At 63.7% G+C, this 19,087-nt stretch carries 23 protein-coding genes; 14 read left to right on the top strand and 9 right to left on the bottom strand.

From position 1 onward, the window contains the following. The first annotated feature begins 239 nt into the window (after window positions 1-239). Window positions 240-866, top strand: coding sequence for a DUF480 domain-containing protein (locus tag FJ425_RS26070; protein WP_140726950.1), 627 nt, complete (start codon window positions 240-242; stop codon window positions 864-866). Window positions 867-1,076: 210 nt separating this feature from the next. Here the strand turns inward: FJ425_RS26070 and FJ425_RS26080 are convergent, their stop codons facing one another. Beyond that, on the bottom strand, window positions 1,077-1,502 hold the full coding sequence (locus FJ425_RS26080) for an OsmC family protein (RefSeq protein WP_140726953.1): 426 nt from the start codon (window positions 1,500-1,502) through the stop codon (window positions 1,077-1,079). A gap of 84 nt (window positions 1,503-1,586) precedes the next feature. On the opposite strand from FJ425_RS26080, the gene FJ425_RS32210 reads away from it, so the two are divergent. From FJ425_RS32210 to FJ425_RS26100, 4 genes are all read left to right on the top strand, one after another. Continuing rightward, window positions 1,587-1,934, top strand: a complete 348-nt coding sequence (locus FJ425_RS32210; RefSeq protein WP_246678009.1) for a hypothetical protein — start codon at window positions 1,587-1,589, stop codon at window positions 1,932-1,934. Then, window positions 1,931-2,287 carry a YciI family protein gene (locus FJ425_RS26090; RefSeq protein WP_140545477.1) on the top strand — a complete coding sequence of 119 codons (357 nt, stop codon included), beginning with the start codon at window positions 1,931-1,933 and terminating at the stop codon, window positions 2,285-2,287. Before FJ425_RS32210 ends, FJ425_RS26090 begins: the two co-directional genes overlap by 4 nt. A 146-nt stretch (window positions 2,288-2,433) precedes the next feature. Next, window positions 2,434-2,964 carry a hypothetical protein gene (locus FJ425_RS26095; protein WP_140634827.1) on the top strand — a complete coding sequence of 177 codons (531 nt, stop codon included), beginning with the start codon at window positions 2,434-2,436 and terminating at the stop codon, window positions 2,962-2,964. Window positions 2,965-3,352: 388 nt separating this feature from the next. Next, a complete protein-coding gene (locus tag FJ425_RS26100) occupies window positions 3,353-3,652 on the top strand; it encodes a DUF3892 domain-containing protein (protein WP_140726979.1) in 300 nt (99 codons plus the stop codon). A gap of 48 nt (window positions 3,653-3,700) precedes the next feature. Here the strand turns inward: FJ425_RS26100 and FJ425_RS26105 are convergent, their stop codons facing one another. After that, the gene (locus FJ425_RS26105; RefSeq protein WP_140726982.1) at window positions 3,701-4,978 is read right to left on the bottom strand and encodes a ubiquinone biosynthesis hydroxylase; all 1,278 of its coding nucleotides are present in this window, start codon (window positions 4,976-4,978) and stop codon (window positions 3,701-3,703) included. A gap of 101 nt (window positions 4,979-5,079) precedes the next feature. Between FJ425_RS26105 and tesB the strand changes: the two genes are divergently transcribed. From tesB to xth, 7 genes are all read left to right on the top strand, one after another. Beyond that, window positions 5,080-5,943 (top strand): acyl-CoA thioesterase II, encoded by an 864-nt coding sequence (tesB, locus tag FJ425_RS26110; protein ID WP_140634823.1) that lies wholly within the window; start codon window positions 5,080-5,082, stop codon window positions 5,941-5,943. Window positions 5,944-6,190: 247 nt separating this feature from the next. Continuing rightward, window positions 6,191-6,529, top strand: coding sequence for a P-II family nitrogen regulator (locus FJ425_RS26115; RefSeq protein WP_006327120.1), 339 nt, complete (start codon window positions 6,191-6,193; stop codon window positions 6,527-6,529). 196 nt (window positions 6,530-6,725) lie between these two features. Further along, entirely contained in the window at window positions 6,726-7,907 is a 1,182-nt protein-coding gene (locus FJ425_RS26120) for an ammonium transporter (protein WP_210200020.1), read from the top strand. Window positions 7,908-8,174: 267 nt separating this feature from the next. After that, the gene (locus tag FJ425_RS26125) at window positions 8,175-8,453 is read left to right on the top strand and encodes a hypothetical protein (RefSeq protein ID WP_140545472.1); all 279 of its coding nucleotides are present in this window, start codon (window positions 8,175-8,177) and stop codon (window positions 8,451-8,453) included. A gap of 222 nt (window positions 8,454-8,675) precedes the next feature. Then, on the top strand, window positions 8,676-11,354 hold the full coding sequence (locus FJ425_RS26130; protein WP_140726987.1) for a DNA translocase FtsK: 2,679 nt from the start codon (window positions 8,676-8,678) through the stop codon (window positions 11,352-11,354). 350 nt (window positions 11,355-11,704) lie between these two features. Beyond that, complete coding sequence (locus FJ425_RS26135) at window positions 11,705-12,373, top strand: outer membrane lipoprotein carrier protein LolA (RefSeq protein WP_140545470.1); 669 nt, start codon at window positions 11,705-11,707, stop codon at window positions 12,371-12,373. 225 nt (window positions 12,374-12,598) lie between these two features. Next, a complete protein-coding gene (gene xth / locus FJ425_RS26140; RefSeq protein ID WP_140545469.1) occupies window positions 12,599-13,405 on the top strand; it encodes an exodeoxyribonuclease III in 807 nt (268 codons plus the stop codon). 274 nt (window positions 13,406-13,679) lie between these two features. Here the strand turns inward: xth and FJ425_RS26145 are convergent, their stop codons facing one another. Both FJ425_RS26145 and FJ425_RS26150 read right to left on the bottom strand, forming a co-directional pair. Beyond that, the gene (locus FJ425_RS26145; protein WP_140545468.1) at window positions 13,680-14,135 is read right to left on the bottom strand and encodes a cyclic nucleotide-binding domain-containing protein; all 456 of its coding nucleotides are present in this window, start codon (window positions 14,133-14,135) and stop codon (window positions 13,680-13,682) included. Between the two features lie 265 nt (window positions 14,136-14,400). Continuing rightward, window positions 14,401-15,084, bottom strand: a complete 684-nt coding sequence (locus FJ425_RS26150) for a response regulator transcription factor (RefSeq protein WP_095769573.1) — start codon at window positions 15,082-15,084, stop codon at window positions 14,401-14,403. Window positions 15,085-15,168: 84 nt separating this feature from the next. Between FJ425_RS26150 and FJ425_RS26155 the strand changes: the two genes are divergently transcribed. Next, window positions 15,169-15,768 carry a L,D-transpeptidase gene (locus FJ425_RS26155; RefSeq protein ID WP_140727115.1) on the top strand — a complete coding sequence of 200 codons (600 nt, stop codon included), beginning with the start codon at window positions 15,169-15,171 and terminating at the stop codon, window positions 15,766-15,768. A 54-nt stretch (window positions 15,769-15,822) separates the two neighbouring features. Here FJ425_RS26155 and FJ425_RS26160 read toward each other — a convergent pair whose 3' ends face one another. After that, the gene (locus FJ425_RS26160; RefSeq protein ID WP_140726990.1) at window positions 15,823-16,083 is read right to left on the bottom strand and encodes a hypothetical protein; all 261 of its coding nucleotides are present in this window, start codon (window positions 16,081-16,083) and stop codon (window positions 15,823-15,825) included. Between the two features lie 130 nt (window positions 16,084-16,213). On the opposite strand from FJ425_RS26160, the gene gcvA reads away from it, so the two are divergent. Then, window positions 16,214-17,134, top strand: coding sequence for a transcriptional regulator GcvA (gene gcvA / locus FJ425_RS26165; RefSeq protein WP_140726993.1), 921 nt, complete (start codon window positions 16,214-16,216; stop codon window positions 17,132-17,134). Window positions 17,135-17,142: 8 nt separating this feature from the next. Here the strand turns inward: gcvA and FJ425_RS26170 are convergent, their stop codons facing one another. From FJ425_RS26170 to FJ425_RS26185, 4 genes are all read right to left on the bottom strand, one after another. Next, entirely contained in the window at window positions 17,143-17,559 is a 417-nt protein-coding gene (locus FJ425_RS26170) for a DUF1761 domain-containing protein (RefSeq protein ID WP_140726996.1), read from the bottom strand. Between the two features lie 50 nt (window positions 17,560-17,609). Next, window positions 17,610-18,308: a methyltransferase gene (locus FJ425_RS26175; RefSeq protein WP_181176054.1), complete on the bottom strand. Its 699-nt coding sequence runs from the start codon at window positions 18,306-18,308 to the stop codon at window positions 17,610-17,612. Continuing rightward, the gene (locus FJ425_RS26180) at window positions 18,263-18,688 is read right to left on the bottom strand and encodes an EVE domain-containing protein (protein ID WP_071071512.1); all 426 of its coding nucleotides are present in this window, start codon (window positions 18,686-18,688) and stop codon (window positions 18,263-18,265) included. Before FJ425_RS26180 ends, FJ425_RS26175 begins: the two co-directional genes overlap by 46 nt. Window positions 18,689-18,781: 93 nt before the next feature. Next, window positions 18,782-19,078 (bottom strand): YciI-like protein, encoded by a 297-nt coding sequence (locus FJ425_RS26185; RefSeq protein ID WP_140544789.1) that lies wholly within the window; start codon window positions 19,076-19,078, stop codon window positions 18,782-18,784. Window positions 19,079-19,087 lie beyond the last annotated feature (9 nt).

Genomic DNA, 19,087 nt, shown 5'->3' on the forward strand with positions numbered 1-19,087 from the left:
ACCTTCTACAACGGCCTCGCATACTTCCGTGCCTGTGCCGACGGTTGGGCCTTGCGAGATGTGTATATGCCCTAGCCGACACCTGGGGAGATTGGCCGTCACCGCGGCTTTCGCCAATCTCCAAGGTTGAAGGATGAGGCGCCGTCAGCGAAGCTGCTAATCTCCCCCCAAGTGGGGGAGATGTCCGGCAGGACAGAGGGGGGCGCTGTCCCGCCAGCGTCAGAAAGGATAGGCAACCCATGACCGATCTTCCCGTCCTCTCACCCGTCGAAGCGCGTGTGCTGGGTTCCTTGATCGAGAAGAAGGAGCTGACGCCGGACGTCTATCCGTTGACGCTCAACGGCACGCACCAGGCCGCCAACCAGAAGACGGCGCGCGAGCCGGTGATGGCGCTGGAGCTCACCGAAATCCGGCGGGCCTTGAGCACGCTCGAGCAGAAAGGCCTCGTGCGCCAGGCCTTCGCTTCGCGCGTCGAGCGCTACGAGCATCTGATGGCGCAGCGCTTTTCGCTGACCACGCCGCAGGTCGCGGTAATCGGGCTGCTGCTGTTGCGCGGCGCGCAGACGGCGCATGAATTGCTCGCCCGCTCGGAACGCATGGCGCGCTTTGCCTCGATAGAGGAGCTGCGCGACAATCTAGACCTGATGATCGGCCGCCGGCCGCCGCTGATCCAGCTGCTCGAGCGCGCGCCCGGCCAGCGCGAGGAGCGCTATGTGCATCTGCTGAGTGGTCCGGTGGAAGCAGCAGCGGCGGCGGCGGCGCCCTGGCAGCCGGCATTATCGGAGAACGATCTCGAAGCCCGTGTTCGCGCGCTCGAGGAGGAGGTCGCGGCGTTGCGCGCCAAGATCGAGGCGCTGGGGGGCTGATCAACTCTCACCAGAAACGTTGGTGCGAGGCCCCCCTCTCTGTCCTGCCGGACATCTCCCCCTCAAGGGGGGAGATTGGATGTCACGTCGGCTTTCGCTAATTACCGCCGTTGGAGAAGCGACGGCGATGAAACTGCTAATCTCCCCCCTTGAGGGGGAGATGCCCGGCAGGGCAGAGAGGGGGCGAAGGATCGCTGCCCGCGAAACTGATCACCCCAATTTCGCATCCAACGACACCTTGATCGCTCCCAGCGCCTTCGACACCGGGCATTCGGTCTTGGCCTTCTCGGCCAATTCCTTGAATTTCGCCGCGTCGATGCCCGGCACCTTGCCGACCAGGGTGATGGCGCTGCCGGTGATGCCGGTGCCGGGCACCAGCGTCACCACCGCCTTGGCGTCGAGCTCGGCGGCCGGCGTGCCGTTTTCGGCCAGGAAGTGCGACAGCTGCATGGCGTAGCAGCCGGCATGCGCGGCGGCGATCAGCTCTTCCGGATTGGTGCCGGATTTGCCGCTCTCGTCCTCGAAACGCGCCTTGAACGAATAGGGCGTGCCCTTCAAGGTGCCGCTCTGGGTGTCCAGCGTGCCGTTGCCTTCCTTCAGATTGCCCTTCCAGACGGCGTTTGCGGTGCGGTCCATGGAATCCTCCTGCCTTGTCGGGGTTTGCGCCGGCGGGCGCCGACGTTCCTGGAACTATAGCGCGGGCGCGGCGGAAGACCATCCATGGCCCGGTATGATTGTGCTTGCGCGAGGCGCTTCGAAAATTCTCAAAAAAAAGCGCATGCAAAAATGTCGACTTCCCGTCTGCCCGACCGTCCTGCGGGCGGCCACTCCCGGCCGATGGAGGTTAAGATGGACAATCTGTTTCTTGCGATCTGGGGAAAGCCCGAGCGAAAAGGGAGGCGACTTGAAGAATTCTGGCTGGATCCGCCGGCGCTCGGCTTCGGCCGGCTAGCGGCGGCCATCGCCATCATCGGCGTCGCGGCATGCCTGCTCGACCATGCGGCGATGGCAGGCAAAACCGACACCGTCGCCTCCTATAATGCGTCAACGAAAGGAAGCTCGAAATGAAATATGTGCTGCTGGTCTATGGCGAGGAAAAGGACCTCTACGCGCTGACCCCCGAGCGCATGGCCAAGCTCGATGCCGACTCGCTCGGCTATGACCGGGAGCTCGACCGGCAAGGCAAGCTGGTCATCGCGCAGGCGCTGCAGTCGGTGAAGACGTCGAAATCGCTCCGGCGGCGCAATGGCAAGGCGCTGGTGACCGACGGTCCCTTCGCCGAGACCAAGGAGCAACTGCTCGGCTTCGTCATGGTCGAGGCGGCGGACCTTGCCGAGGCGCTCGACATTGCGGCCAAGATCCCGCTGGCGGAGCTCGGCACGGTTGAGATCAGGGCGATCTACGACGTGCCGGGGTCATAGCCGCCGATCAGCATGGGCGCGGCGCGCCGGTTGAAGCTGTCTCTCGCGGGAAACATCTTCAGTGTTTCTTCACCGGCCGCAACCGTTGCGTGTTGAAGCGATGCCGCGCTTCTTTTATCGTCGCCGCGATTTCGGGGGAATTCGGCATGCCTTTTCTGATCGCCATCCTCGGCCTGCTCGGAGCGGCCGCCATCTGGTGGTACCGGCTGAAATATATGAGCGACGCCGCGCGCGAGGTGGCCGACGTCGTCGGGCGCGTCCAGGGCAACATCCGTCGCAAGAAATTGCGCAATCAGGCCGCGCTCTCACCGCTGACGGCGATCGACGATCCGGTGGTGGCGGCGGCGACGCTGATCACCGCGATCGTCGCGGAGCACGGTCCGGTCCTGCCGCAGCGCGAGGCGGTCATTCGCGAGGTGATCACGCAGATCGCGGACAGCCAGAAGAAGACCGACGAGGCCGTCGTCTACGCCAAATGGGCCGCCGCGCAGATCGACGACACGACGATCGTCATCGACAAGCTGGCGCCGTTCCTGCGCGAGCGCCTCGATCCGCATGAGCGGGACGACCTGCTCAGGATGTTGAACCGCGTCGCGCAAGGCGGCGGGCAGAGCCTCAGGATCGCCGACCAGCGGATGCTGAGGCTGCGGCAGAAGCTGGGATTCGAGGTGAACTGATTCGATTCGGTTGTGACTTATTGCGTTGCACAATCTGGACGAGTCGTCTTGCTCGGTGTAATTGATGAGAAAGTTCTGCGGAAAAGCAGAAGTTTGCTCTGGGAGGAGCTAGCTTAACTTATTGAGAATAAAGTATAAAAGTCCGCCGAGAAGATTCTCGTTTGCGGAGACGTGTTGCGCGTTGACAGAATCGGGTGACTCACTCCACAACATTAGCCGATTGTGAAGAGACGAAACCGCCGCACAGCTGGCACTGGCGACGGTTTCTAACTTCACTTCCCGCATGGTGATGTCAGGCGCGGGACGCGGCAAATGTTTGCAAGGGTGTTTTGAGTCAAAAACACGCTGCGGTCAAGCCTGACATTTTTCGAATGTTAGGAACCGACTAATGTCCCAAGCGACACAAACGAAAACCGTCGAAATCAAATGCATAAATAAGCTCGATCGAGGTAACCCCCACGAGCGGATAACGCATGTGGGTGGTTACGTGACCTCTCAATGGAAGATAACGCAGCAGCAGGCTATCGCTTACATTGAAAGCCGCGAGTGGCGCTTCTATGTGAATCGCCCGAAAGGGGATATCGTTTGGGTGGTGGTTGCTGTTAGCCGATACGGCAACAAGTATCTGAAGACTGAAGCAGACGGCGACGAGCCGAACAATCTGCTCAGCCTTCCGGAATGCCCCTAGGTATCGATTTTCTAGCGCCTGCCGTCCCATCAGGCGGCGGCAGGCAGTCTAGATCGCCTCGCCCTTCAGCAGCCTCGGCGTGTCGCCGGAGAGGCCCGAGGCCTGGCGGATGAAGAACTCCTTCAGCCGCGGCATGCGTTCCACCAGCCCCAGCCCGATGTCGCGGACCTGGCGCAGCGGGCCGATGTCGTTGGAGAAGAGGCGGTTCAAAACGTCGGTGGTGATGCCCATCTGCAGCGTGTCGAAGCGGCGCCATTGCTGGTAGCGCTCGAGCACGTCGAGGGCGCCGATATCCTGGCCGAGCCGGTCGGCCTCGACCACCACTTCGGCGAGCGCCGCGACATCCTTGAAGCCCAGATTGAGGCCCTGGCCGGCGATCGGGTGGATGCCGTGCGCGGCATCGCCGGCCAGCGCGAAGCGCGGTGCGACGAAGGCGCGGGCGAGCGTCAGGCCGAGCGGCCAGGCGCGCGGCTTGTCGGCAACTCTTATTTCGCCGAGCTTCAGGCCGAAGCGCAGCTCCAGATCGTGCTCGAAGACGAACTCGTCGCCCTCGACCAGCGCCTTGGCATCCTCCGTGCGCTCGACCCAGACGATCGAGGAGCGGTTGGTCCCGTCCTTGTCCGGCTTCAGCGGCAGCGTGGCGAAGGGACCCGCCGGCAGAAAATGCTCCTCGGCGCGACCGTTGTGCGGGCGCTCATGCGCCACCGTGCAGACGATGCCGGACTGGCCGTATTCCCATTTCACGGTCTTGATGCCGGCCATGTCGCGCAGCTTCGAATTGACGCCATCGGCGGCGACCAGCAGCCGCGCCTTCAGTGCGGCACCATCGGCCAAATGCACGGTGATGCCGGCGCCATTCGCGTCGAAGGCGCTGACCGCCATGCCTTCGATGATGTCGATGCCAAGCTTTTCGGCGCGTCGGCGCAGCGCGCCGTTCAGGTCGCGGTTGGCGACCATGTGGGCGAAAGGCTCGCCGGGCGCCACCTCGCCGTCGAAGGTCAAAAACACCGGACGCACCGGGTCGGTGGCGCGCGAATCAGTGATGATCATCTCGGTGATCGCCTGCGCTTCCGGCGCGATCTCTTCCCAGACGCCGAGCTGTTCCAGCATGCGGCTGGCGGCTGCCGCGATGGCCGAGGCGCGGCCGTCGCGCTGCCAGACGCCGGCGGGGGCCGCGTCGACGACGGCGATGGCGAGGCTAGGGCGCGCCTGCTTCAGCGACACGGCGGCGGTGAGGCCGACATAGCCGGCGCCGGCGATGAGCACGTCGAGCGGCGCTTCGCGCTTCCCATTGGCGCCTGCTGCATCCGGCTTGCGGTCGACCATGGCATCATCCTTTCGCGGCTGCGGCGGCCGCCATTGCGGCCTTGACTGCCTGCGCGTCCTGTCCGAAACCGGCCATGGCACATCCGTGAAGGATTTCAAACATGACAGCGGCCATGGACGAGCTTCTCGACATTCTCGACCTCGAGCAGCTCGAACACAATCTGTATCGTGGTCGCAGCCCCAAGGTCGACTGGCAGCGCGTGTTCGGCGGCCAGACCATCGCCCAGGCGCTGGTCGCCGCGCAGCGCACGGTGGAACCCGAACGCCACGTGCATTCGCTGCACGGCTATTTCATGCGGCCGGGCGACACCAAGCTGCCGATCGTCTACGAGGTCGACCGCATCCGCGACGGCGGCTCCTTTACCACCCGCCGGGTGGTGGCGATCCAGCATGGCCAGGCGATCTTCTCGCTGGAGGCGTCCTTCCAGCAGGATGAGGTCGGGCTCGAGCATCAGCTGCCGATGCCGCGCGACGTGCCGGCGCCCGACACGCTGCTCACCCAACGCGAGCTGCTCGGCAAGTTCGGCGAGGCGGTGCCGGAAGGCATCAGGCGCTACTGGGAGCGCGACCGGCCGATCGAGATGAAGCCGGTGATGCTGAAGCACTACACGAGCCGCGAGAAGCTGGAGCCGCAGCAGAACATCTGGATCCGCACCACCGGCCCGGTGCCGGAAGACCGCGCCATTCAGGCGGCGGTGCTTGCCTATCTCTCCGACATGACGCTGCTCGACACCTCGACTTTCGCGCATGGCCGCGCCATCTTCGACCGCGACATCCAGGCCGCCAGCCTCGACCACGCCATGTGGTTCCACCGCAGTCATTCGCTGGACGACTGGATCCTCTACACTCAGGACAGCCCGTCGACGCAAGGGTCGCGCGGCTTCACTCGCGGCTCGCTGTTCGCGCGGGATGGGACGCTGATCGCCTCGGTCGCCCAGGAAGGCCTGATCCGGCTGAAACGCTGAGCCGGCTTCAGGCTACTGCCTGGAATACGTGCATTTTCGATTTTTTGCCTATTTTATGGGCAGGTATGCTGCCATGCCCGTGCGCGAATGATGTGCACCGATCGCCCATTCTCTTTGTTTACAATAGGTTAACACCCTGCTTCGGCAATTGGCACGGAGCTTGAATCCTGTCGGGCACTCTCCGGCTCCTCGGGATCGGTGAAGGTGTGCAAACGCGGGGGACCGCAACAGCAAAGGGTGAAACCTTATGAAAATCGTGATGGCAATCATCAAGCCGTTCAAGCTCGACGAGGTGCGCGAAGCGCTAACCGCCGTCGGCATCCAGGGCCTGACCGTCACCGAGGTCAAAGGCTACGGGCGTCAGAAGGGGCATACCGAAATCTATCGCGGCGCGGAATACGCGGTCAGCTTCCTGCCCAAGATCAAGATCGAGGTCGCGGTCGGCGCCGACATGGTCGACAAGGCCGTCGAAGCCATCACCGCCGCCGCCAAGACCGGTCAGATCGGCGACGGCAAGATCTTCGTCTTCGGCATCGACCAGGCGGTACGCATCCGCACCGGCGAAACAGACACCGACGCGCTCTAAGCGGCGACCATCCATTCCAACGGAGAGTTCAATGAATATTCCTTCCACCTTGAAGACGATGGGACGCGCGGCCGCTTCGCTCGCGCTCGTGGCCGTGAGCACCGTCGCCGCCATAGCGCAGGAGGCCGCCCCGGCAGCTACTGCCGCGGCGCCCGCCGCGCCGGCGCCCGCGCTCGACACCGGCAACACCGCCTGGATGCTGACCTCGACGGCGCTGGTGCTGATGATGACCATCCCGGGCCTGGCGCTGTTCTACGGCGGCATGGTGCGCAAGAAGAACGTGCTCGCCACCATCATGCAGAGCTTCGCCATCACCTGCCTGGTGACGGTGCTGTGGTTCATGTTCGGCTATTCGCTCGCCTTCTCCGACGGCGGCGCCACGAACGCCTATCTCGGCGGCTTCTCGAAATTCTTCCATCACGGCATCACCGTCTCGACGCTGTGGGCGCCGGGCGTGGCGAACATTCCTGAATTCGTCTTCTCGATGTTCCAGATGACCTTCGCCATCATCACGCCGGCGCTGATCGCCGGCGCCTTCGCCGAGCGCATGAAGTTCTCGGCGCTGTTGATCTTCATGGGCCTGTGGCTGGTCTTCGTCTACGCGCCGATCGCGCACTGGGTGTGGGGCGGCGGCTTCCTCGGTTCGGCCGGCGTGCTCGACTTCGCCGGCGGCACGGTCGTCCATATCAACGCCGGTGTCGCGGGCCTGGTCTGCGCGCTGGTGCTCGGCAAGCGCGAGGGCTACGGCACCACCAATATGGCGCCGCATAACCTCGTTTATTCCGTGATCGGCGCGTCGCTGCTGTGGGTCGGCTGGTTCGGCTTCAACGCCGGTTCGGAACTGGCCGCCGACGGCCTTGCGGGCGCGGCTATGATGAACACGCAGGTCGCCACCGCCGCCGCGGCGCTGGCCTGGATGTTCGCCGAATGGATCGTCGCCAAGAAGCCTTCGGTGCTCGGCATCATCTCGGGCGCCGTTGCCGGCCTCGTCGCGGTGACGCCGGCTTCCGGCTTCGTCAACCCGACCGGCGCCTTCATCATCGGCATCATCGCCGGCGTGGTCTGCTACCTGTCGGCGGTCAAGCTCAAGCACGCGTTCGGCTATGACGACTCGCTCGACGCCTTCGGCGTCCACGGCGTCGGCGGCATCGTCGGCGCGCTGCTCACCGGCGCGCTGGCAGATCCGGCGATCAACGCCCTCGGCAAGGACGCCTCGGTCGGCAAGCAGCTCTATGGCATCGCCTTCACCATCCTGTGGACGGCGATCGCCACCTTCGTGATCCTCTACATCGTCAAGGCTCTGGTCGGCCTGCGTCCGTCGACCCAGGAAGAGGTCGAAGGCCTCGACGTCACCCAGCACGGCGAAGTTGTGCCGTAAGGCAGACTTCGCCAAGGGCCGGCGGACCCTCCTCCCGCCGGCCCGGAATTCCTCCCAAGATCCCGTCGTGACGCTCTCGAAAAGCGCTCACGCCTTGAGGCCCGGAACACCCTTCCGGGCCTCCTTTTTTTGCCGGGCGATGATCCAAGCCATTTCGATCACATTCACTTGATCCGTCGGAATGAAACATCAGCCCGTCAGATTCCGTACTGGGATAGCGAGCGTCATCAAGGCGTCCGCCAGAACAAGAGGGAAGGAAACCACCTGATGAACATCAAGAACATCGTCCTGGGAGCAATGGCTCTTTCGATGATCAGCGGCGTTGCACTCGCCGGTGCTCTCGATGAGCCGGACAACATGGCCCCGTTCTTCACCGACTCCAGCATGAAGACCATGAAGCCGGAGGCCGGCTTCAAGGCGGCCTGGGCTTCGATGCCGAAGGACAAGCAGGACGCGATGATGAAGGAGTGCCAGGACGCGGCGATGAGCAAGCCCCACGCCGAATTCTGCGCCAATCTCAAGGCCTATGGCGGCGCCAACGAGTGATCGTGGAAGGTCAGGTTCCGGAAGGGCCTGATCCTACGGCGTTTGAAGACAAGGAGGTGGCGGGCCGCGAGGCCTGCCATCTTTGTTTCCGCGCCATGGCTCCGCGCCATGCGGGCAAAGGCCCATGGTTAATGCGGCCTTAACCTTCCCCCCGATAGTCTGGCGTTCGAATCTGCCGGAATGCGCCATGCGCCCGGCCAGGCAACGATCACGGGGAAGAGCATGCGTTCAGGCGCTTCAGCACCGCTCGCGCTGACCGATACGGGGCACGGCATCCAGGCATTCGCGCGGCGTCAGGTCGGGCGGCTGGTCGGTGCGGGGCTGTTCCTGTTCACCGCCTTCGGCATTGCCGCTCTAGCCACGTGGAATGTCGCCGATCCGAGCTTCTCGCACGCCACCAGCAACGTCGTCACCAACGCCATGGGCTATGCCGGCGCGGTGTTCTCCGACCTCGCCATGCAGTTCTTCGGTCTTGCCGCCGTCGCGGGGTTGGTGCCGGCGGTGATCTGGGGCTTCCTTCTGTTTTCCGCGCGCGGGGTCGACAAATTGCCGAAGCGCGGCTTTGCCTGGTTCGGCTTTGCGCTCACCGCCGCGGCCATCGCCGGCTGCGTGACGCCGCCAAACACCTGGCCGCTGCCCACCGGCCTTGGCGGCGTGTTCGGCGACATGGTGCTGAAAATCCCGGGCATCGCGGTCGGCGGTTATCCGAAAGGCCTGTTCGCCAGCATCATAGCGGTCATCCTCGCCGCGCCGATGTTGTGGCTGTTCGCCTATGGCTCGGCATTGATCGCGCGCAAGAACGGCTTTGCCGTCACGGAGCGCGCCGCCCGGCCCGATCCGCGCGAGCAGGACGAGATGTTGTTCGACGAGGATGAGGACGAGGGCGACGAGGGGATACTGGCGCTCGGCGCCATCACCCATTGGTGGCTGTCGTTCCGCGCCTTCCTGCACCGCCGCGCCGAGCGGCGCAGGCGCGAGCGCGACGAATTCGAACCGGCGATGGAGCCCAAGGCCAGCGCCTGGCGGCGCGCGGCCGAGCGGGTCGAATCGGCCGAGTTCGCCGAGGCCCGCATGAGCCCCGGCGGCCGCGCCCGCGTCGAGCCGGAATTCTTCGCCGCCATGGTCAATGACCGCAGCGTTTCGGTCGATCCTGTCGATGAGGACATTTTCGGCGACGAGGAGGACGAAGACGCCGACGTTGACGATTTCGACGACGAGGCGCCCACCCAGCGCCGCGCCGCGCCGGGCGCCAGGGTACAGAATTTCCGCTCCGATGCCGCGACCCGCGTCGCGGCTCCGGCGGCGCGACCCGTGCCGGGCGCCCGCGTCCAGCGCGAGGCGCAGACTTCGCTGATCGGCTCCGACACGTTCGAGATGCCGTCGCTGCACTTCCTGTCGGAGCCGAAGAACATCGCCAAGGATCCAAGCCTGTCGAAGGACGCGCTGGAGCAGAACGCGCGCCTGCTCGAAGGCGTGCTGGAGGATTTCGGCGTCAAGGGCGAGATCATCCATGTCCGCCCAGGCCCGGTCGTCACGCTTTACGAACTGGAGCCGGCGCCCGGCATCAAGTCCTCGCGCGTCATTGGCCTTTCCGACGACATCGCCCGCTCGATGAGCGCGATCGCCTGCCGCGTCGCCGTCGTTCCGGGACGCAACGCCATCGGCATCGAGCTGCCCAACGCCAAGCGCGAGACGGTCTATCTCAGAGAGATCATGGCCAGCCGCGATTTCGAGACGACCAAGGCCAAGCTGGCGCTGGCGCTCGGCAAGACGATCAACGGCGAGGCCGTCATCGTCGACATCGCCAAGATGCCGCACGTGCTGGTCGCCGGCACCACCGGCTCGGGCAAATCGGTCGCCATCAACACCATGATCCTGTCGCTGCTCTATCGGCTGACGCCGCAGGAATGCCGGCTGATCATGATCGACCCCAAGATGCTGGAATTGTCGGTCTATGACGGCATCCCACATTTGCTCACGCCGGTCGTCACCGATCCGAAGAAGGCGGTCGTCGCGCTGAAATGGACGGTGCGCGAGATGGAGGACCGCTACCGCAAGATGTCCAAGGTCGGCGTGCGCAACATCGACGGCTTCAATGCGCGCGTCCAGCAGGCCGAGAAGAAGGGCGAAAAGATCTCCCGCACAGTGCAGACCGGCTTCGACCGCCAGACGGGCGAGGCGATCTACGAGACCGAGGACCTCGATCTCGAGCCGATGCCCTATATCGTGGTCATCATCGACGAGATGGCCGACCTGATGATGGTGGCCGGCAAGGACATCGAAGGCGCGGTGCAGCGCCTGGCGCAGATGGCGCGCGCCGCCGGCATCCATGTGATCATGGCGACGCAGCGCCCGTCGGTCGACGTCATCACCGGCACCATCAAGGCCAATTTCCCGACCCGCATCTCCTTCCAAGTGACGTCGAAGATCGACAGCCGCACCATCCTTGGCGAGCAGGGCGCCGAGCAACTGCTCGGCATGGGCGACATGCTCTACATGGCCGGCGGCGGCCGCATCCAGCGCGTCCACGGCCCGTTCGTCTCGGACGACGAGGTCGAGAAGGTCGTCGGGCATCTGAAGCTGCAGGGCGTGCCGGAATATCTCGACGCCATCACCGAGGACGACGAGGAAGACGACGAGGACGGTCCGTCGGGCAAGAGCGGCTCCGGCGGCAGTGGCGGCGGCAATTTCGAGGATTCCGACGACCCCTACGACCAGGCGGTGGCGGTGGTGCTGCGCGACGGCAAGGCCTCGACCAGCTACATCCAGCGCCGGCTCGGCATCGGCTATAACCGCGCCGCCTCGATCATCGAGAAGATGGAGAAGGAAGGCATTGTCGGCCCAGCTAACCATGCCGGCAAACGCGAGATCCTGGTGCCGACAGAAGAGGACAAATTCTAGGGCTTATCGATATTCAGGTGAGGCCGGCCTGCAAATGGCGGCTTCCTGCGCTTCCGGTGCTCACGTACGAAAAGTACGCTCCGCTCCGGCCTTCGCCGGCCGAAGCCCTCATGAGGGTCTCCGCTCTATGAAGGCTACGGCCGGCGTAGGCCGGTTCTCGGAAACCACCATTTTCGACTCGGCCTGACCTGAATCTCGACAAACCCTGGCGCGGCGAGACACCGATCCGGGTCAGCTGGCAACCGGAAATCGTCTGGCGCGTTCAATGCGGGCTCTCGCCTAGCCGCCAAACTTAGGCCCTAGTGGGAGTCCAGATACTGCCACCACACGAATCACAGAAAGTGACCGGCATGAAGACCCAGACCGAATTCGCCCTCACCCGCCGCCAAGTCCTTGGCCTCGGCCTGATGCTTGGCGGAGCCGCCGCTCTCAATCTCGTGCCGGGCTATCAGCTCGTGGCCGCCGCGCAGGCCGCGGTACCGCCGGCGGCGCAGAAGATCGCCGATCATTTCTCCTCGGTGAAGTCGATGAGCGGCGAGTTCGTCCAGTTCGGGCCGAAAGGCGAGCAGACCGGCGGCAAGTTCTTCCTCGAACGTCCGGGCAAGATCCGCTTCAACTATGACGGATCCTCGAACTTCCGCGTCATCTCCGACGGCAAGTCGGTGGTGATCCTCAACAAGAAGCTCAACACCTCCGACCTCTACCCGCTGTCGAAGACGCCGCTGAAATTGCTGCTCGACGACCGCATCGACCTATCCGGCGGGCGCGTCAAGGCCGTCAAGGAAGAGGACGACCTCACCACCATCAAGCTTTCCGACAAATCGGTGTTCGGCAATGCGACGATCACCATGATGTTCGATCCGAAGACCTACGAGCTGCGCCAGTGGACGATCACCGACGCTCAAGGGAAAGACACGACGGTGATGATCTTCAACGTCAAGGAAGGCGGCAACTTCCCGGCCGACACTTTCGCGATCGACTATACGGCCAACAGAGAACTCAATACCAAGACCAGGTAGGTCCGCCGATATTCAGGTGAGGCCGGCCTGCGAATGGCGGCTTCCTGCGCTTCCGGTGCTCACGTATTTCAAGTACGCTCCGCTCCGGTTCTCGGCAGCCACCATTCTCGGCTCGTCCTGACCTGAATCTCAGCGAACCTACAAGCCGGAGCAGGGCATAGTCCGGCTTGTCTTTACGGCGCGCGGCTGGCACTAGATCGGCGATCTCTTGCCGGACCCGCCTGAATGCCCTTCACCATCGCCACCTGGAATATCAACTCCGTGCGCCTGCGCATGCCGATCGTCGAGCGGCTCCTGAAAGAGCACGCGCCCGATGTTCTCTGCTTGCAGGAAACCAAGGTCCCCGACGAGCTGTTCCCGGAAAAAGCCTTCCGCAAGGCGGGCTACGAGCACATCGTGTTCCACGGCCAGAAGGGCTATCACGGCGTCGCCACGGTCGCCCGCCGCCCGATCGAGCTGGTCGAAAAGCGACGGTTCTGCGAGATCGACGACAGCCGGCATCTGTCGGTCAGGGTGCAGGCGGGCGGCAAGTCGGTGTTGGTGCACAATTTCTACGTGCCGGCCGGCGGCGACGAGCCGGATCCGGAGATCAACCGCAAATTCCGCCACAAGCTCGATTTCGTCTACGAGATGAACTCCGTACCGGCGAGCGGGGACGAATCGTCCGCCTCGATCCTGGTCGGCGACCTGAACATCGCGCCGCAGGAACACGACGTCTGGTCGCACAAGCAATTGCTCAACGTCGTCAGCCACACGCCGGTCGAGACGACAAATTTCGAGGCGATGCGCAAGGCCGGCGGCTGGGTCGACCTGATGCGGCTCGATGTGCCGGCCGAGCAGAAACTCTACACGTGGTGGAGCTACCGCGCGAAAGACTGGCAGGCGTCGAACCGCGGCCGCCGCCTCGACCATGTCTGGTCGTCCGCCAACCTGGTGCCGGCTTTCGCCGGCTACGAGATCCTGCAGGCGGCGCGTGGCTGGGAGAAGCCGTCCGACCATGTGCCGGTGATTGCGAAGTTTGAATTGGATTGAGGTTCGACGTCGGCGGTTAAGAGACGCAAACCTTCGCGTTCGTCATCCTAGGGCGGAGCGCCGCGTAGCGGCGCGCAGACCCTAGGATCCGTTACCGGTGCCGAAGGATGCAACGATGCAGAACAAAGAAGCCTTGGGCAGGCCGCCTCGCCCAGAAAACCTCATTCAGCAACGCGGCGAAGCGTCAACGTCACGGAATGAATTCTAGAGGGTCTGCGCGCGTCGCTTCGCTCCTTGCTCCGCCCTAGAATGACGAAGGCGCTGGCCGGCGCATCTATTCCGTAAACCTTGGCGCCAGTTCCTCGATGCGGGCGATCATCTGCTGGAATTCCTCCAGGATGCGGTCATGCAACAGCACCGCGATCTCCGGATATTCTTCCAGGATCCGGTGGAACATCTTGCGGCTCAATCGGATCACTTCCGAGTCGACCGCGGCCGAGGCGCTGGTCAGCCGGTTGGTATCGGCGATCAGCGCCAGTTCGCTCAACATGGTGCCTGGGCCTGCCGTACCGATCGGGACGCGTTTGCCGCCTAGCTCCCGATAGAGCGCGATCAAACCGCTGACCACGATATAGGCAGAGTCAGCGACATCGTCCTCGCGGTACAGCTTATGGTCGGCCTGCAGCACGGTGGTCTCGGCGCCGAAGGCGAGCAGGCGCAGCTGTTCCTGCGTGAAGCCCTGGAAAAGCTTCACGCTTGACAGAATGCGGATGTCGTCATCCAGCGCCATCCTAGCTGTGTCCCCGAGCGGTCAGTCCAGTCCCTCCTTTGGAGCGGCGCGCCCTACTGGGCGCGCGAAACGCTCCACCGTGCATCATGCGATGCGTGCAACGAGCCGACCCATCACCCTCCAGCACCAGGATCGTACCCGAAGCGGTCCCGCCCGACCGCCCTAAATGTTTGTTTCGACGCAATTCCGGACGGTCGTCCTCGGCGAAGCCGCCGAGCCCAACCGTTTCACACTTTTCCTCGAATTGTTCTTGATCATGAAATGTTTAAGGAACCAGCTTGTAGCCGCCGCTTTCTGTCACAAGAATTTCGGCATTGGAAGGATCGCGCTCGATCTTCTGGCGCAACCGGTAGACATGGGTCTCCAGCGTGTGCGTGGTGACGCCGGAATTGTAGCCCCAGACCTCTTCCAAAAGAACGTCGCGCGTCACCACCTTCTGGTCGGCGCGATAGAGGTATTTGATGATCGAGGCTTCCTTCTCGGTCAGCCGCACCTTGGCGCCGCGCGGATCGATAAGCAGCTTCTGGCTGGGCTTGAACGTGTAGGGGCCGACCGAGAAGGTCGCATCCTCGCTCTGCTCATGCTGGCGAAGCTGGGCGCGGATGCGCGCGAGCAGCACGGCGAAACGGAAAGGTTTGGTCACATAATCGTTGGCGCCGGCCTCGAGACCCAGGATCGTGTCGGAATCGGTGTCGTGGCCGGTCAGCATGATGATCGGCGCCTTGTAGCCGCCCTTGCGCAGGATCTTCACCGCCTCGCGGCCATCCATATCGGGCAGGCCGACATCCATGATGAGCAGATCGACGACGCCGCTGCGCGCCGCGGCAACGCCTTTTGCGGCGGTCGCTTCTTGCTGGACGTCGAATTCTTCGTAGAGCGCCAGCTGCTCAACCAGGGTGGCGCGCAAGTCGTCGTCGTCATCGACGATCAGAATGGTGCGTGATGTCATGGATCAATCCGTTGTTTTAAAAAGAATATTCAGTTGACCTCCCCCCATTTATGCGGAAGCTCACCGGCGCAACAGCCGATCACAGTGATTTGTTCCGTGACCCAATCATACAAGAAAAAACGTGCGCGCAATGCGTCGGGCGCATTTTTGCCGAAAGGCTTGAACGTTTTGGTGGTGCGCGCGCGCCCCGGCAACCCCGCGCAAGGCTTCCTGCAAGCCGGCAAAACGGTGTTTCCCTGCGCTTTGGGGCGCGGCGGCATCTCGGCCAACAAACATGAAGGGGACGGCGCGACCCCGTTGGCGTCGATGCGCATCCTGTCTGGCTATTTCCGGGGCGATCATTTCGCGGGCGGGCGCAGGACGAGGCTGCCAATGGCGCCCATCGGTCCGGATCTCGGCTGGTGCGAGGTGCCGGACGACCGCAACTACAACCGCCCGGTCAAGATCCCCTATGGCGCCAGCCATGAGCGGATGAAGCGCGACGACCGGCTCTATGATGTCTGCCTGGTGCTCGACTGGAACATCGCACCTCGCCGGCGCGGGCGCGGCAGCGCGATCTTCTTCCATCTGGCCCGGCCGGGCTTCACGCCGACGCAAGGCTGCGTGGCGGTGACGGCGCGGACCATGGCGAGGCTGCTTCCGTTGCTGTCGGACAGGACGGTGGTGAAGGTGGTTCGGCAGTAGGCAGTAGGCAGTAGGCAGTAGGTGTTTCCTTCCCTATTGCCTACTGCCTAATCCCTACTGCCCTTTTCCCCGTTTCTGCCAGCCCGTGCCGAGCAGCCCGATCTCACGGAGTTCCCTGTCCATCGTCTTCGCGATGTCCCGGTGTTCGGCGCCGATGTCGCGCAGCTGGTTGTCCGAAAGATCTTCGACCGAGTCGTGTGGCAGCCAGATGGCGACGCGAGCCTGGCGCAGCCAATCGCGTGCCGAACGCAGCCAAAGCGTGACGCCGGAAGGGGATTCCAGGGTGGTGCAGGGCTTCAGGGCGATCTCAGACATGGCTCTATCCGTGTTCTCCGGACATCAAATCCGGTTTTATAGTGTTTCGATTGCAGCCATCATGCCGGATTGAAAAACAACGGGAAACGAGTAGTTCTTTTCTGATCATCAAGTTTTATTTGGAGATTGAATGTCCAAGCTGCTGCCCGGAACGCGTGCGCTGCGGACGTTCGAAGCGGCTGCCAGGCATCTCAACTTCACCCGCGCCGCCGACGAGCTCGGCCTGACGCCAGCGGCGGTCAGCCACCAGATCAAGGAAATCGAGGATCAACTGGACCTGGTGCTGTTCACGCGCACCAGCCGCACTATCCGGCTGACAGAGGCAGGCAATGTGCTGCTGGAGGCCTCGGTCGATGCGCTCGACCTGCTGAACCGCGCCGTCAGCCGCGCCCGCAAGATGACCCGCGGCACGGCGCTGCTGAAGGTGACGCTCGACGCGCAGTTCGCGACGAAATGGCTGATGCGCCGCGTCGATGACTTCCGCAAGCAAAAGCCGGGCATCGAGCTGCGCTTCGACATTACCTACGATGTCCGGGATTTCGACCTCGACGATGTCGATGTCGGCATCCGCTTCGGCGCCGGCAAATATCCGGGGCTCTGCGCGCATCGGCTGTTCGAGAACATTATCATCCCGGTGTGCAGCCCGGCCCTGCTGGCGTCAGGTCCACCGCTGAAGGAGCCGCGCGACCTGTTCAACCACACGCTCGCGCATATCGAATGGTCGCGGCAGGGCGTGACTTGGCCGAATTGGAGCATGTGGATGCACGCGGCCGGCGTCGACGATTTCGACGACAGCCGCACCCTGGTCTTCGGATCGTCGACCGATGCCACCCAGGCGGCGCTCGACGGCAACGCAGTGGCGCTCGCCGACTTCGCCATGGTCGCCAACGATCTTTCGCAGGGGCGCCTGGTGCGGCCCTTCGAGCTCGGCATCAAGGTCGCGCCGGAATTCGCGTATTTCCTGGTCTATCCCGAGGCGGCGAAGGACGACGCGCGCGTCGTCGCCTTTCGCGAATGGCTTACCGAGGAGGCGGCGAAGACGCCGACATGACGGCCGCCTTAGCCAGCCGGCGCGCCGAACCAGCCGATGACGGCGCCGATGATCAGCATCACGCCCAGCCAGTGGCCGGCATCGATCAGCGTCAGGGCCCAGCCGAAGCCTTCATAGCGGTGGTTGACGGTGAGCGTGGTGGCGATGAAGCCGAGCCAGAGCACGAAGCCGAACAGCAACCCGGCGATCGGGTTCGGCTCGCCGCCGGTTATGGCGCCCACCACCAGCGTCAGCACGAGCGCCATGATCAGCTCGGCGATGAAGCTGACGACGAACGGAAGGGCCGAGCGCTTCATGGTGGCCGGGTCGAGCTTTGCCGCCTTCAGCCAAGGCTTGCTCAAGCCCATGTACCAGGCGGCGCCGAACAACCATGCGACGACTGCGGCGGCGACCACCGCCAGCCAGTTCACGACCGAAAAATCCATGCTTTCCCCTCCAAGTTGAAAGGCGATGGAACGCTTGTTCGGTCGTTCCGTCAAGCAAGGCGCCAGACGGTCGTACGCTTGACCTCGGCATCTTCCAGCACGCGCGTCACCGGAACCTGGTAGACGGCAAGCGATTCCAGCCCGGCCCCGGAGAGGTAGGCGCGGCCCGGATCGCCGACGAGGATCTCGGCGCCGCGCGCCTTCAGAGATACGAACCAGGGCAGCAGCCGTTCGGCGAAGGCCTTGTCGTAGAAGACGTCACCGGCGAGCACGACGTCCCAGCCATCGTCGATGCCGACGCAATCCGTGCCGCGAAATTGGGCTTCAACGCCGTTGGCTTCGAGGTTGATGGCGATTGCCGTCTCGCAGAACGGGTCGATGTCGGCGGCGATTACTTGCTTCGCGCCGGCTTTCATCGCTGCGATCGCGACAAGGCCGGAACCGGAGGCGAAATCGAGCACCCGTTTGCCGCGCACGGTTCCTGGATTGTCGAGCACATAGCGGGCGAGGCCCTGGCCGCCAGCCCAGGCAAAGGCCCAGAAGGGCGGCGGCAAGCCGATCTCGGCCAGCTCCTCCTCGGTGCGCAGCCACAAATCATGCGCCTCGTCGGCGAGGTGCAGCAGCACTTCCGGCACATGCGGCGGCGCCATCAGCGCCGTATTGTCGAGGATGAACTTTCTCGCGCTTCTCGGCGTGAGCTTCGTCACGGCGCCGGATTGAGCTCGGCCATGCGGCAGACCTCTTTCCATTCGGCCGGCGTTACCGGCTGCACGGAAAGCCGGCCGAGCCGGACCAGCGCCATCTCGGCGAGCTTGGGGTTGGCCTTGACCTGTTCCAGCGTCACCGGCTTCGGCACGTCCTTATAGGCACGGATGTCGACGCATTCCCAGCGCGGATCGTCAGTGGTGGTGTCGGGGTGCGCCAGCGCGCAGACCTCGGCGATGCCGACGATGTCGAGGCCCTCGTTGGAATGGTAGAAGAAGCCGAGATCGCCGATCTGCATCGCCTTCATGTTGTTGCGGGCGGCATAGTTGCGCACGCCGTCCCATTGTGTGCCGGCCTTGCCTTTGGCCTTCAGCGCCTCGAAGGAAAAGACCGAGGGTTCGGACTTGAACAGCCAGTAGTTCATATCGTTTGTCCCATCGCTTTGTCGCACCGCCACGCATGGCGTTCCCGTCTATGCTTACTCTCTCGCCGTCATTGCGGCGAGAGCAGCGAACGATCATGCGCCGGCGGGCTTCTGGAAGACCCAGTTCCATGCACGGATCTCGACGCTTTCGAACAGGCCGGCCTTGGCGTAGGGATCGGCGGCCGCCATGGCTTTGGCTCCAGCCATGTCCGGCGCCTCGATCATCACCAGGCTGCCGTCCGGCTTGCCGTCGGCGTCGAGGAAGGGACCTGCAAAGGCAAGCTTGCCTTCGGCGATCAGGCCTTCCAGGAACGCAGCATGCGCCGGCCGCGTGTCGACGCGCAGCTGCAGGCTGCCCGGCTTGTCCTTGCAAATCAACGCAAACAGCATGTTTCAAAC

The organism is Mesorhizobium sp. B2-7-2 (assembly GCF_006440775.1).
GTDB lineage: Bacteria > Pseudomonadota > Alphaproteobacteria > Rhizobiales > Rhizobiaceae > Mesorhizobium.